This window comes from Hyphomicrobium methylovorum, assembly GCF_013626205.1.
GTDB lineage: Bacteria > Pseudomonadota > Alphaproteobacteria > Rhizobiales > Hyphomicrobiaceae > Hyphomicrobium_B > Hyphomicrobium_B methylovorum.
Window position 1 is genome coordinate 2,466,512 of the sequence record NZ_QHJE01000001.1, and the last position, 14,033, is coordinate 2,480,544.

A 14,033-nucleotide genomic window follows, 5' to 3' on the forward strand; every position below is an offset into this window, starting at 1 on the left:
TTTGAACTTAGATGTGCTGCTTAGTGATTGAGGCGCAGAATGAGCGGCGCGCATACCAATCCAAGAAAAACAGCGATCGCAATCGCGGTGATCACAACCGTCTGATAGGCGAGCGGACTTCCGATCCAGCTCGCGACTGCGCTTATCAACACGGCCCACAAAGCAGCGGGCACGAGCGTCGCTATGCCAAGACCGAGAGCGCGTGCAAACCGTCCAGCCAGAGGACGGCTTAAGGTCTGATGGTGCGGAACAGTGTTTGCTATCGTCTGCATAACAGCTTCGCCCCAGTTCGAAGAACATCATTCAAGAAAATTCGCGTCGTGCCGTCGAGTTCCACCGTCGAAGCGTATGGCCGCACAATGAACCGTTCGTTAATAATATTCGAACGCTTTTAACGAAGCGAAACAGGGCATTTCCATGGCGCTACCACTTTAGTTCTGCACCAATGCACGTGCGCCAAACTTGGTAAAGTTCGCATGCGCCCGGTTTCCACTGTTTCGTTAAGGTACGCTGATTCTCCGTGAGTTTGATTTCCAATTTTTTCAACGGCGTTTCATTGCTTGCTACCAAGCGGTTAGCGCGCTGGGCTGACGGTGCTGGTCACGTCGATACCCAGTAGACGGCTTCGCACGAGCTTTATATGGACGTCGTTGCTGGGCTGATTGATATGGTCCGCAGTGGGATAACAAGAGGTGCGAAATTCGATGGCGATTACGTTTGCACCGGCTGTTCCCATTCTCAGGCTTTTTGACGAAAGCAAAACGAGGGATTTCTACGTCGGCTTTCTGGGTTTCAAAGTGGACTGGGAACATCGCTTCGAGCCGGACATGCCGCTCTATATGCAGGTGTCGCGCGGCGGTTGCTTGATCCATCTTTCCGAACATCACGGCGATGTCGCGCCGGGTGGCGGCGTGCGCATCGGTGTTGATGACATCGTTGCGTACCGGACGGAGATCATGGCGAAGGGTTACAAATACATGCGTCCCGGAATCGAGGACACGCCCTGGGGAACGTCAGAAATGAAAGTGATGGATCCGTCGTTCAATCGACTGACGTTCTTTGCGCCTCGGAACGAGGGCTCATAAGCCAGTGCGCATATCGGAGACGGTCGAGATCGAAGACGCGGAGATCGAGGAGCGTTTTGTGCGCGCTTCAGGTCCCGGCGGACAGAACGTCAACAAGGTTTCGACGGCTGTCGAATTGCGTTTCGATCTCCGGATGAATCGCTCGATCCCGGATTACGCGCGCGGAAAGCTGAAGCGCTTGGCAGGCCGCAGGCTGACGACCGAGGGCGTGATTGTTATTCAAGCCGATAGGTTTCGCAGTCAGGAGCAGAACCGCGCGGATGCGCGCGAGCGGTTGAAAGCGCTCGTCGTCGAGGCGCTGGAGCGTCCGAAGCCGCGTATCAAAACGCGCCCATCACGCGGACAGCGCGAAGAACGCATCAAGGCGAAGACCGTTCGCGGGCGGGTCAAGAAGATGCGTAGCGGCAAGGTGGACTACGATTGAGTTCAGCGCGGTCGCGCTAACCCTGCGCGTTTTGCATCGCTAGAAATGCCGAAAGCGAAACTGCTGCGTGAGGCGAGTTGGGCGCGGGCTTGCGGATTTTTTCGTGCTCTATGAATGGAGCGCGCAAGCGGTGGAAAATTTTTTGGAAGTGCAATGTCGGTGGGTTGGGGTCGTCCCCGATTGAGCATTGCGCGACGGTCGTCCGATTTCGCGCTGACGTTCTTAAAGTTGGATCAAGAGAAGCGGTTCGCGTTCACCATTGTTTTGTGACGGACAGACGGAGCGATCTCGGTTCGAGTGGATGGAAGTGAATATCCTCGACGCCGTCGGCGCCCTCGCCCGGGAGGCGGGATGCGTAATAGTAATCGATCTGGCTCGAGGTTTCGTCGAACAGATTGAAGGCGTCGAGCCTGACGATCAATCCGTCGTCGAACCTATAACCGACCCTCGCTGAGACCGGTGTGCTCGATTGCGACCGCACTGAGTTGTCTTCGACCAGTGGCCGGGGACCGAAGTAGCGAACATTGACGCTGCCGAACCATCCGTCGAGGTTATCGAATGAAAGCCCGGCACTTACGACGCCTTCGATGGCGCCGGGGATGCGTTTGCCGGGTGCCCCTGGATCATCGACGCGGAACCGGGCGCGTGTGTAGGCGGCGTCTAAATCGAGTGTCAGCCAGGGCAGCAACTTTACATCAAGCGAGTACTCGGCCCCGATCCGCCGGCTTGGGCGGCTGGCCTCGGTCGTTCCTGCGTCGCCGACGAACACGATCTCGGAATCGAAGTCGAGCGCGAAGACCGACAAGGTGCTGGTTATGCGTGAGTTCGGCTGCGTGCGTATGCCGATTTCCGCGCCCTCGGAGCGAACGAGGAATGGCGACGGTAGTACACGATCGCCGCTGACTGGATCGATGTTCGTTACTGTTCCGCGAGCGTCGTTGCTGTGAAAGCCGGTTCCGGCATTTAAGTACAACTCTGTTCCCGACCAGGGACCCAGAACCAAGCCAAATTTCGGACTGAGGATCGCGTCGCTTTTGTCTCCGGAGTTCGCCGGGTTGTCGCTTTCGACATCGGCGGTATAGAAATCCGCGCGTAAGCCCGTCGTGGTCCGGATCCAATCGGTCCAGCGAATGGTGACTTCGCCGAAAGCACCGATGCTGCCTTCCTCGATCTTGTCCGCGCGCATGGTGGACACGTCCGGGACGCGCTTGCTCTTTGTCGTGCGTCGCGCGTCAGTGCATCGGACTGCTCAATGCTATAAATAGTCCGCCGGGTAGTTTTTGAAATCCGACCCTGTGATCTCCTTCAAAATGATCCCGATACTCCTAACGAGGCATCGGGCAAAAAAAATAGACGGGGAGTGAGCGATGTCGGAGGCCGTTTTAGCCGCCACGTCTGCGCCGAATTCAGCACAGACGTTTACGATGCACCGCACATTGAATTGGACACACGCGTTCTGGTTCGCAGCCGGAACGCCCGTGTTGGTTCTTTTTTCTATTGGTGCGGTCGCATCGGCAGCAGGAAATATCTCAGCGGGAGTTTGGATACTCTCGATGCTGATCGGTTTTGCACAATGCTTTACATACGCTGAGATTTCGGGACTTTTTCCGAAGAAGTCCGGCGGCGCGTCCGTGTATGGCGCGATCGCATGGGTTCGTTACGGCAAGATGCTTGGCCCGATTTCAGTTTGGGCCAACTGGTTTTCCTGGTCGCCTGTTCTCGCCATCGGCTCAGGATTGGCCGCTGGTTACGTTCTCAATTTGCTATTCCCAGCGGACTCGCTGATCCGAACCTGGCAAGTCACTCTGTTCGATCTCAGCTTCATCAAGGAAGGCGTCGTTGTTCGTTTCAACGCAACGTTCTTTCTTGGCTTAGCATTGATGCTTACCGTTTTTGCCATTCAGCATCGCGGTATTCTGAAGGCTGCTCGCGTGCAGATGATCGTTGCGATTGCGGTTCTTCTTCCGCTCTTGCTTACCGGCATCGTGCCGCTGCTTACTGGTGACGTGCGGTCTGAAAACTTTACGCCATTCGTTCCGCTCATCGTCGATGCTGCGGGCAATCCCACGAACGGCGCTTGGGACATGGTGGGTATCACCACGTTCATGGCGTGCATGCTGCTCGCAGCTTGGTCTACGTATCCATTCGAGACCGCTGTTTGCTATGTCAGCGAATTCAAGAACCCAGGCTACGATACGGTTCGTGCTCTGCTGTATTCGGGCTTGCTTTGCATCGCGTTCTACACGCTGGTTCCCATCGCGTTCCAAGGCTATCTCGGTCTCCAGGGGTTATTGGATCCTGGCATCTATGATGGAACGGGTGTCGGCAAGGTGTTGGCGCAGATGGTCGGTGCAGGGCCGATCCTCGGAAACCTCATCATCTGCGTACTGACACTGTCGATCTGTCTGGTCGTTATGACTGCGATGGCGGGCTCGTCTCGTACTTTGTATCAGGGTTCGCACGACGGCTGGCTGCCGAAGTATCTGTCGCGGGTTAACAGCCACGGCGCGCCTGTGGCTGCTATGTGGACGGATCTCGCCGTCAACGCCGTGCTGCTGTCGATCTCGGACTACGTGTTCCTGATCGTGTTGGCGAACACGACCTACATGGTCTTCGTGTTTCTCAACCTTCAGGCTGGATGGTTGCATCGTATCGATCGTCCGAATGCAGAGCGGCCGTATCGCGCGCAGAATTGGCTTCTCGCCATCGGCGCTGTGTGCGGCTTCATCAACCTGCTCATCATGGGCTGGGGTGCGGACTTCTGGGGACAGCGCGTGCTGTTGACCAGCATTCTGATCGTTGCTGGCATCATCCCGATCTTCGCTTACCGCCACTATGTGACGGATAAGGGCAAGTTCCCACCGTGGATGCAGGAAGACCTTGAGGAGAATGGTCAGCTCATCAAAAAGCGGGCCGGTATGCTCCCGTACCTCACGCTGATTGCAGGTGGTTTGACCGTGTACCTCGGTAGTCAGCTGGCGGCGTATCACGTGCCCTAGCCACAGCTATAGGCCGATGAGAACGCCGGAATGATTGCCTGCGTTTTCATCGGTCGACGAAAAGCCCGTCCGCAGTTTTTCTCGCTGCGGACAACTTGGCACTTCGCCCTTCGGGTCGAGGTGCCCTTTTCGTTTGTTGATCGTCAGCGAGTACTGAGGCTTGCGGTCGTGGCGGGTTTTTCCGGTGCCCCTCGGCGGAACTGCATGTTGCAGTTCTTCGCGACCGAGACCTTTTCGAGTGTTTCGAATTCGCCCTTCAAGCGTCCGAGTTCGGCAGCAGATACACCATCTCCCTTTATGAAGAAGAGAGTTGGCCAGAAGAGAACGAGGCCTACGCCCATGGCGACTGCATCGTTAGTGGCATTGGAATCTTGAACACCAGCGAGCTGAGCAGCTCTAGCGGAGACGCGTTCTGCTTCCGCGCCGATTTGCGCGCAGGTGTAGTTGTCATACTGGATCGGCGAAACGTACTGAGCGGCGATGTCGTTCGACGACGATGCGCAGCCTTCCAGCAGCAGGCACACCATTGCGGCGAGTATGGGCTTCATGAATCTCTCCCCCGGGTATTTTTCGCAACAGAATGCGAATCGGTGAGAGGCGCTATTTGGGGCGGCAGATTTTGCACCGGTATTACGCGTTTAGAGCATTTGCTCCACGGGAATCCGGTGACGGGCGACCAGACGGGCGTGTCTGGGCTTGCGGTAGCTGGAAATCGTGGCGCGCTTGACGAGGAGCCGTCGAGCAACGCGAATCGGATTTGTGCAGCGAAAGCGTTGAGATTGCTGTTGGGGGAGCGATCATGACAACGCGGGAGCCCGCTGTTGCAGGTCCCGCGTTGAAAACAGGCGTATCGCGTTACTTGATAAAGTTCATGCCCTCAGAAGAGAGAGGCTCTTACTTTACCGGCAACATGATGTGCTCGTAGGGCGTGTCCGGCCACATGACGTAGGGCTTCGTCGGATCAGCCTTGGCGTCGCGCGGATATGCCTTCAGCATTTCCTTCGCATCCGTTCCCACGATCATGACGTGGGGGCCGGTTTGAACCCAGTTGTTCGTGGCGGTTGCTTCAGGGCTCTTGTCATAAGGATCGGTATTGCTGACGCCGCTGTCGCCATTCAGCATGTACATGAAGCCGACGGCTGCAGTCGGGGGCTTCTTTTCCTGCCAAGACATTGCCCATTCCATGGCTGCCTTGTCGGCGCACATCGGCTCACCGTTGCCGTGGTTGCCGGGATCCATGCAGGTCCAGCCGTTGGTGCCATCTTGGATGGTTTTCATTTTGCCGTCCGCGCCCATGTTCAGGATCGTGGCGTGGTCGACGATCGCGGTCGGAGCGGCGGTGCGAAGCACCTTAATCAGCTCTTCGTCCGTTCTCATTACACCAGGGCTATGGGCATTTGCCGCCGGCATTGCGCTCACAAAAGCGGCCGCGGCAATGAGGCCGGCCAAGCTAATCTTCATCAAATTACTCCTTTAGCGTTTCGTTCTATTGCTTTTTATTATGGCTATCGAGATCGCGGACGGGAGCAGCCGAGGACATCGAACCCGATAATCGTCGTCGCCCTAGCGAGCACGGCGCCGGGAGGCAATTGGCGATGCCATCCGATGCTAAGTTATCTTAGTGGAGGAACGCGATGAGTCTCACTTGGTACAAATACGTCTTTAGGGCGTAATAACACTCGATTGGTGTTGTAATTGAGCAGTGTGCGGCCGCATGTTTCGCATTTGCGAAACTTAAAAAACCACGATGTTTATTGGTAATTAGAGCGTCGGCCGGTCTTCTAAAATCACGATGAAGGGTCGCCTTATGAGTACGGGCGAGGTCCAAAAAATGTACTACCGTGCAGGTCGCGAAGGATGATCCGATTCACGGATCTATCGCCATAGGGATGAATGGAATGGCGCAAGCTAGTTGACCGCTACTGCGGTGCGAAAACAGCAGAACGCGTTACAACGCAATTGTTGCCGGTTTAAAAAATAGATTTCGAATTAGGTATTCGCGTGCAGCATCTCGATCAGCTCGCCAAGTGATTTAGCGCCGGTCTTGCTCATTATAGTTGCGCGATGACCTTCCACGGTGCGGACAGAAATTTTCAGGATCGAGGCGATTACTTTGTTCGCCTTTCCTGTGCGCAGAAGATTGAGCACTTCTTTTTCGCGCTTTGTCAGTGATGAAAGGCTGCGGTTGTATTCCTGCCGACGTTCTTCTTGTTCCCAGATCGCGCCATACGTCGACAATGCCGATTGAACGGTATCGAGCAACAATTGATCGTTGAACGGCTTCTGTAGAAACTCGACCGCGCCGGCCTTCATGGCGCGAACGGCAATCGAAACGTCGCCATGGCCGGTGATGATGATGATGGGGATGAGAGAGCCGAGTGCTTTCAGGCGCTCCTGAAGTTCCAAGCCGCTCATGCCCGGCATTCTGATATCGAGAATGATGCAGCCGCGCGTTTCCGGCGTGTAGTTCGCGAGAAACTCGTCCGCCGATGAGAAGACCTGAACTTTCAGCTTCACCTGTCCCATGAGCCACCTCAAGGCATCACGGACGGCAGGATCGTCATCAACGATGAAAACTGTGTCGGTCTTCTTAGTCTGTGTCTGTTGCATCTTGCCGATTATTCCAGTTCGGTAGCGTGAGACAGAATGTAGAGCCTTTTGGGGATGAGGACGCGAGCCAAAGTTTTCCGCCATGCCCATCCACGATGGACTGGCTGATGCTTAGTCCGACGCCCAATCCAGCTTCCTTGGTCGTATAAAAAGGTTCAAATAGCCGGTGGAATTTTTCAACGGGGCATCCGTGGCCTGTATCGGTGATCGTTAATTTCGTGAAGTTTCGGCCTTCCAGACTCACCTTTATAGATATTTTTTTCTTCCGGCTGGATTCAACGCTTGCCAGCGCGTCGATGCTATTGCGGACAAGATTGATGAGCACCTGCTGGATCTGAATTGAGTCCGCGAAAACGAGTTGGTTTTTCTTGGGAAATTTCAGTTCAACACTGATGTTGTTTTCCTTGAGCTCCGTTTGGATAAATCCAACGGATATCTCAACGATCTCGCGAATGTTCGCTCGCTGCTTCCGGATTTGACGTTTCCGCGAGAAATCTCGAATTCGCGAGAAGATTTCGTCTGCGCGTTCGGCTTGGCGCACGATCTGAGTCAGGCCGTGCTGTAGATCATCAAGTTCGGCTTCGCCGGCGCGCATTTTCCGCAAGCAGGTTTGGGCATACGTCATTATCGCGCACAGAGGTTGATTGAGTTCGTGCGCGAGGCCCGAAACCATTCCGCCGAGCGTGCTGAGCCGGGCCACATGGGTGAGTTCTGCTTGCCGCTTCCGGTCGCGCTCTTTGGCTTCCACTAGAGCCGTCACATTTTGCCCGGTTGCGATGAGATGCGTGGTCTCTCCGACGTCATCCTTGAGCGGACTGATCGTCATCTGCTCGTGGTAGAGGTCGCCGCTCTTGGTTTTGCTGCTGAGAAGAAACCGGTAGTCAGTTCCGTTATTTATCGCAGTCCAAAGTTCCTCACTAGAAGGATCCTCGGGCTGGAGAAATCCTGCTGTTGAGCCGACGATCTCGTCGCGCGAATAACCGGTGAGAAATTGATAAGATGGATTGGCGTATTCAACGATCCCGGTACGGTCTGTGATGATCACCGAGTCTGCTGTCTGTTCAATAGCGCTCGAGAGCTTACGCATATGCGCCTCGGCGCGCTCGCGCTGAAGTTCGCCGGAGATCCACCGCGACATCAGTTTCAAGATTTCGCGTTCAGCCGACGAGAATGGCATTCTGTGCGGCGCATCACTCATGAAGCAGAGTGTGCCGAAGACAGATTCGCCAACGATAATGCGAACGCCTAGGTACGATTCAATACCGCACTCGCCGTAGGAGGGGTGGTCGTGCCAGGCTGTTCCGCTCGTGCGTTCGACTGCAACAGGTTCAGACGACTGTACCGTCGTCTTGCAGAATGTATTTTCGAGCCTGAATGTTGCGCCCGGCAAAAATCGTTTGTTGTCTGAAACCGACGCGACAATGCTGAGTTTATCGCCTTCGACCTGCGAAAGCATCGCGATCGGAAGACCGAACTGCTCGCAGCCGAGATGAAGAAAATCGCGAATCTTATCGTTCAGGGCGCCGGTGTTTCCGGTGCTGATCGAATGGAGCGTGCGCAGCGCGTTCGCAATGAGCCGAAGCTCTACGACGGCTTCGGTGCGCTGCCGTTCGGATTGAACGCGGAGGGTGACCTCCTGCACGACCAGCATCGCGCAGCGGTCTTGCGTTGGGCGTGAAAATGGCGCTGCGGTGACTTCGACAAAAGAGACTTTGTCTTTGGTTGTTTGAAGTTCAAAAAGCTCCGGGCGCGGCTGGTCATTGGCGTCGACGGCCTGGGTCAACAAACTTTCGAGGCGGCTTTTTTCGCTTTTCGGAAAGAGCTTATACAGCGACGTTTCGCGATGCGCTTGGTCGGATATTCCGAAGATCTGCCGAGCCTGGCGATTGATCTTCAGAATCTTTCCGCCGGACGTTGTCGCGAGAACGCCGATCGGTTCATGGTCGAACAGGCCTTCAATATACTCGGCTGTCTCGGGATGCAGTAAGGGCAAAACCTCGAGCTGCACATGGGCGTTCGCCATCGCCGCGTCTTGGTAGAGAAGACGCTGCTTTCGTCGCTGTGCCGCATCGATGAGGACGTCTGACAGGCCGTCCATATCGGTCGTCGGCCAGACGATGATCTCGTGCCCGACGAATGGGCTAAACATCAGGTCTTGACGCAAGCGAGCGCATTGCGCTGCGCCGCTGAGGATGATGATAGGAACGCGCTTATCGACGGAATGAATGCGCTGTACTGCGTTAACGGGTTCTTTTACGTCGCTTCCCAACAGCACAGCGTCGATTGTTTTGAGCTGCGAACTCGAGTTTGGGAATTTGCTGTCGTCAAAAGATTCTATGCGGTGTCGTTTGGTCAGATGCTGAGAAATGTGTTTGGCAACGCTTCGATCCACGTTGACGAAGACGACGCGACTGAGGTCGTCTCCTTCGCCGTCTGCGCGCCGGTTCATATTGATCACTGCCTTGGCGCTGCTAACAGACAATTCAAACTCCCCGACGGTCGGACCGAGGATAGAGCGTCACCCTATCGTGTGCCTCGACGATATATTTAATCAGCCAGCAGCGGCACACCCAAGAGGGATTTTCCAATCCAAATCTTCAGCAGATCTGTTGTTGGCGACATGAGGTGAACCGCGCGCGCGTCCCGCAGATGTCGTGATAGCTTTGACGTTTCTGCATAGCCGCGCCCCCCGGTGAGCGTCATAGCTTCGTTGACGATGGCGACTGCGCTCTCAGCAACTTCGGCCTTGCTGGCCATGATCGCGGTCAGCGAGTCCTGTTCTCCGTTGTCGAAGCTCGCGGCGGCGCCGTAGACCAGCCGTCGGGTGCGTTCAAGCATGCACCAGAGTGCTCCAAAGCGATGTTGGATGATGGGCGCTTGCGATAGCGCGCCGGAGTGTACGTGGCGCCGGGAAAGGATGTGTGCGCGGGCTTCGTCCAAAGCGCTGGCGGCAACGCCGAGATAGGTCGACGCCATCGCGATTAGGAAGAACGGCGTTATAACGTTGAAGATATACCAGATCTGGTCGCCTTCCCGGCCGAGCAGGTTGGAGCGCGGGACGAGAACCCCATCGAGTGTCATCATGCGCGAAGAATTTCCGCGCATGCCGAACCCATTCCAGTTGCTGCCCCAGCTCAAGCCTTGCGATTCACCGGGAACGACAACGCACGAGAACTGACCGGCAGGGGCGTCTGGATCGCCGGATACCGCGGATACAACATATGAGTCTGCGCAGCCGCCGTTCGTGACGAATACTTTCTCGCCGCTAATCGCGTATTGGTCACGCGAAACGGAAACGAGGCTCGTCTGCGGTAGATAATAATAGACGCCGGATCCCGCCTCACTCAGCGACAGCGTTGTGATGTGTTTGCCTTCACAGATCGGCGTGAGGAAACTTTCGCGTTGAACGTCGGTCGCGTTGGCTGCGATGACGGAAGATCCGACGCAATGCATTCCAAAGCAGATGCCCGTCGAAGCGCATTCTCGGCTGATCGTCTCGCATACGCGAGCCATCATCAGCATGCCCTGGCCCTTGCCGCCGTATTGCTTAGGGACGACGAGGCCACCAAAGCCCTCAGCGAGTAGCGTCCGCATCCCCTCTTCGGGCCAGCGCGCGTCGCGATCCACCGAGGCGGCGTTCTTTGCAAGAACGCTTGTTGCTATCTCCTCAGCCTTTTTAAGGATCGATTGTCCGCCGCCCTCCCAAGGATTCATCAGATCTGACTTCCTGGCTGCGGGCGAGGCGACAAGCCCCTCCCGGTTTTTGTTCTTTGTTTTGCTATGCGATTTGGTGAGCATGCTAAAGGTGTTCCACCAGTAAAAACAACATGACTTTCGTTATATTTCCAAACGGGGTTGTGCCAGCGTCGACCCGGTTTGTACTGCTCTTATCGAAGTTTCTGAGAGGATAGCCTTAACCCCTTCGGTCTCTTGGGGGAGCTGATCGCGATAAGGCATTTTTCGAATTGGTTTCTCTTGGTTGTGTTTCAGACGCCAGTAGCGGATGGACCGAGGCAAGAGCTGTCATCAGGTCGTGCGCGGGATTTTCATTCCTGCTTCCGACGGCGCGGCCTTCATTCGCCAGGATCGCATTACTTGCGGAGACGCACATTTAGAACCGATCAGCTATCATTCGAAGAACGATCGTCGGAATGATCCCGTCCTTGCCCTGCTTCTGCTCTTGGACGGCTATCAGTAAGTCCGACTTAGAAAAGCTGAGATCTCTCTCTTTTGCCAAATTACAGTACAGATCAATAAAATCGGATTTGCTTGGCGTCGCATCAAGGCGTTCAAGGAGAGCCGGATCGTCCATGACGGCCTCACCCAGTTTCTTGATCGCTTTTTTGTATTCGCCGGACTCTATGTCCCTAAGCTTTCTCTCCCGCATTTTTTTCCGTTTCTATTTTTTGATAATCAATTGCCTCACCACGATAGAGCTATGGCCTTCGTCAAAAGACGAATCTTATGAGTGCCTGATATTCGCGCTTCGAAGGAAATATTATCTCTGCTCCCCAACTGTTTGAATAAGTAAAAATACGCTCCGGAACTCACCTAATCGTCATCGATGCTGGTGTTTTCATGCGCTGTTCTTGATCGTTTTTTGCTGCGGGTGCGAAGAGGTTTATGACGGCGCCGCTCAGCCATGTCTTCGTGATCGACGTTGCGCTGGTTTTGCTCGAGGCGGCGTTTTTCTCGCCCAAGATTGTCCAATGTTCGATGGCGGGCAGAGACGTCATCCGAAGCTTTTGCCCTCTGAGGACGACCTCTTCCCATCGAGCCCCCAAGAGAGGGCCGTCGTTATGTTGCGGCGCGAATTTTCTCTCTGGAGGACGTGCGTTCCACCGAGGGGAAGGAGAGGGGCGTGCAACTACCTAAGTTTGGGTAGTCTAACGGATGGTACACCCATACCCCGTGAGATAATTAGCCGATCAGAGCGACGTTTAAATATGCGCAATTACTGATGATTTCGGCGGATTGTCGGGGGGGCGCCTGTTGCTCGTGAAGAACTTTATGGGAGTACTAAATGTCAATACAGCTCGGGCAGATCGCTCCGGATTTTACGCAAGAAAGCAGCCGGGGTGAAATCTCGTTTCATAAGTGGCTGGGAGATTCATGGGGAATCCTTTTCAGCCATCCCAAAGACTACACGCCTGTCTGCACCACCGAACTCGCACAAGCTGCGCGCCTCATGCCTGAGTGGGAAAAGCGCAACGTTAAGGTCATCGGTTTGTCGGTCGACTCTGGCGCGAACCACGTCGGCTGGGAAAAGGACATCGAGGAAACGCAGGGCCAGTCTCTCAATTTCCCGGTCCTCGCAGACGAAGATCGCACCGTCACTGATCTCTACGGAATGATGCATCCGGAATGCGATCCGAACATCACCGTGCGCACCGTATTCATTATCGACCCGGCTAAAAAAGTTCGGCTCATGATGATGTATCCGCCGAGCGCAGGGCGCAATTTCCAAGAGATCCTTCGGGTCGTGGACAGCCTGCAGACGTCTGACAAGTACACTGTCGCTACGCCGGTTGATTGGAAGCCGGGCGAGCCGGCAATCATTCCGCCGAGCATCTCGAATGAAAAGGCGAAGACGATGTTTCCGCAGGGTTGGAAAGAGCTCAAGCCCTACCTTCGGATCGTAGAGCTGCCCGGGAAGTAAGATTTCGCTGTTGCGAATCCTATCTTCCGCATCATTCTCGATATGTCTTCTTCGGGAATCTACTTGGGCGGCGCGGCGTTGAATAAGACGGCGTGCCGCCAAGCATACGCAGATACTTCAAGGCGACGAGATGTAATAGACTTGTAACTTATGCCCGGCCGCTGTTGCGTCACCACAAGTCTCGTCGGTTTCCTGCGCAAACGAAAGGAACGATCATGGATCTTTTGAAGGACAATGAGCGAGTAAAGAAGTCCTCAGGCGCTGGACGTAGCGACTGTGGCTTCAGCATCGGAGCCTGCGGTACTCATAATGCAGCAAGCCGTCTCGTTAAGGCCGGCGTGCGCATTACGAGAGAAGGCATGAATCTGGCTCGATTGCTCTTTCAGGACGGAGACAGGCACTTCACGGTAGAATCTCTGTTTGAAGAAGCGGATCTCCAAAACGCTCAGCTCTCCTTGTCTGAGATCGACGACACGCTTCAGCAGTTTACCAGCGCAGGGTTGGTGCGGCGATTGTCGATAGACGGGCAGAAGACCTGGTACGATACAAACACGACCGAGCATCATCATTTCTATTGTGAAGAGGATGATTGCATCGTCGACATCGAAGATGGCGAAGTGCTTATCGGTCAGATGCCGCCGATCCCCCATGGGATGGAAGTTGCCGGTGTTGAAGTGGTTGTTCGCCTCAGGCAACGTTGCAAGTGATCGAGTGGCCCAGTTTACGTTTTAATTGGGCCATATCCCGCTGAGCGCGTCCTCGCGCATCCGCTGGTTTGCCTTGGATGCGGAGTGCGAGAACTCTGAGCGACGCGTGGAACGCGACGCTAGCATTCGCAGATCATCGCAGTTTTAAGGCGCTTGATGGACGGCCCTCGGCAGTTGATGCTCCCGGGCCATCCACTATTCCAACGATATTCGGTCCGCCTGTAGACGGCCGTAGACACGCGTGAGAGCGGTCAAGATCGGTCGTCAGATGTTCTCTTTGCGAACGATGATGGCATGACCGTCTAGTTTACCGCGCTTGAAGATGTCCTTTGCGCGATCTTCCAAAATCTCGCGATGCTTGATGAATGCGTTCATGTATTCGGATTTTGGAAGATCGATGTTGTTTTCAAGATGCTCGAGCGCTGCTGCGCGAACCCAGCAAACGACATTCTTCTTTCCGTCGGACATAATCCACCTGACCGCGAGTCCTTCGACTTCGGGTTGATCGAGCGTGGCCGTGAGAGTCATGATCTAGCTTTCAGTTGTTAG

At 55.0% G+C, this 14,033-nt stretch carries 14 protein-coding genes; 5 read left to right on the top strand and 9 right to left on the bottom strand.

The window, feature by feature from the left end:
• Nucleotides 1-20 precede the first annotated feature (20 nt).
• Nucleotides 21-272 carry a hypothetical protein gene (locus DLM45_RS11910; protein ID WP_181337320.1) on the bottom strand — a complete coding sequence of 84 codons (252 nt, stop codon included), beginning with the start codon at nt 270-272 and terminating at the stop codon, nt 21-23.
• Nucleotides 273-704: 432 nt separating this feature from the next.
• On the opposite strand from DLM45_RS11910, the gene DLM45_RS11915 reads away from it, so the two are divergent.
• Nucleotides 705-1,085, top strand: coding sequence for a glyoxalase superfamily protein (locus DLM45_RS11915; protein ID WP_181337321.1), 381 nt, complete (start codon nt 705-707; stop codon nt 1,083-1,085).
• A 4-nt stretch (nt 1,086-1,089) separates the two neighbouring features.
• Complete coding sequence (gene arfB, locus DLM45_RS11920) at nt 1,090-1,509, top strand: alternative ribosome rescue aminoacyl-tRNA hydrolase ArfB (protein WP_181337322.1); 420 nt, start codon at nt 1,090-1,092, stop codon at nt 1,507-1,509.
• Nucleotides 1,510-1,762: 253 nt separating this feature from the next.
• Here the strand turns inward: arfB and DLM45_RS11925 are convergent, their stop codons facing one another.
• On the bottom strand, nt 1,763-2,695 hold the full coding sequence (locus DLM45_RS11925) for a TonB-dependent receptor domain-containing protein (RefSeq protein ID WP_181337323.1): 933 nt from the start codon (nt 2,693-2,695) through the stop codon (nt 1,763-1,765).
• A 181-nt stretch (nt 2,696-2,876) separates the two neighbouring features.
• Between DLM45_RS11925 and DLM45_RS11930 the strand changes: the two genes are divergently transcribed.
• Nucleotides 2,877-4,508 carry a trimethylamine N-oxide permease gene (locus DLM45_RS11930; RefSeq protein WP_181337324.1) on the top strand — a complete coding sequence of 544 codons (1,632 nt, stop codon included), beginning with the start codon at nt 2,877-2,879 and terminating at the stop codon, nt 4,506-4,508.
• Nucleotides 4,509-4,651: 143 nt separating this feature from the next.
• Here the strand turns inward: DLM45_RS11930 and DLM45_RS11935 are convergent, their stop codons facing one another.
• The 6 genes from DLM45_RS11935 to DLM45_RS11960 form a co-directional block, all read right to left on the bottom strand.
• The gene (locus DLM45_RS11935) at nt 4,652-5,056 is read right to left on the bottom strand and encodes a hypothetical protein (RefSeq protein ID WP_181337325.1); all 405 of its coding nucleotides are present in this window, start codon (nt 5,054-5,056) and stop codon (nt 4,652-4,654) included.
• Between the two features lie 346 nt (nt 5,057-5,402).
• Complete coding sequence (locus tag DLM45_RS11940) at nt 5,403-5,969, bottom strand: hypothetical protein (protein ID WP_181337326.1); 567 nt, start codon at nt 5,967-5,969, stop codon at nt 5,403-5,405.
• A 528-nt stretch (nt 5,970-6,497) separates the two neighbouring features.
• Nucleotides 6,498-7,118, bottom strand: a complete 621-nt coding sequence (locus DLM45_RS11945; RefSeq protein ID WP_181337327.1) for a response regulator transcription factor — start codon at nt 7,116-7,118, stop codon at nt 6,498-6,500.
• The gene (locus DLM45_RS11950; protein WP_246317346.1) at nt 7,099-9,600 is read right to left on the bottom strand and encodes a GAF domain-containing sensor histidine kinase; all 2,502 of its coding nucleotides are present in this window, start codon (nt 9,598-9,600) and stop codon (nt 7,099-7,101) included. The genes DLM45_RS11945 and DLM45_RS11950 overlap by 20 nt, the downstream gene beginning before the upstream one ends.
• A gap of 65 nt (nt 9,601-9,665) precedes the next feature.
• Entirely contained in the window at nt 9,666-10,832 is a 1,167-nt protein-coding gene (locus tag DLM45_RS11955; RefSeq protein ID WP_181337328.1) for an acyl-CoA dehydrogenase family protein, read from the bottom strand.
• Between the two features lie 397 nt (nt 10,833-11,229).
• Complete coding sequence (locus DLM45_RS11960; RefSeq protein WP_181337329.1) at nt 11,230-11,505, bottom strand: Nif11-like leader peptide family natural product precursor; 276 nt, start codon at nt 11,503-11,505, stop codon at nt 11,230-11,232.
• A 636-nt stretch (nt 11,506-12,141) separates the two neighbouring features.
• On the opposite strand from DLM45_RS11960, the gene DLM45_RS11965 reads away from it, so the two are divergent.
• Entirely contained in the window at nt 12,142-12,777 is a 636-nt protein-coding gene (locus tag DLM45_RS11965; RefSeq protein ID WP_181337330.1) for a peroxiredoxin, read from the top strand.
• A gap of 215 nt (nt 12,778-12,992) precedes the next feature.
• Entirely contained in the window at nt 12,993-13,484 is a 492-nt protein-coding gene (irrA, locus tag DLM45_RS11970) for an iron response transcriptional regulator IrrA (protein WP_181337331.1), read from the top strand.
• Nucleotides 13,485-13,748: 264 nt separating this feature from the next.
• On the opposite strand, the gene DLM45_RS11975 is transcribed toward irrA, so the two are convergent.
• The gene (locus DLM45_RS11975; RefSeq protein WP_181337332.1) at nt 13,749-14,012 is read right to left on the bottom strand and encodes a DUF1488 family protein; all 264 of its coding nucleotides are present in this window, start codon (nt 14,010-14,012) and stop codon (nt 13,749-13,751) included.
• Nucleotides 14,013-14,033 lie beyond the last annotated feature (21 nt).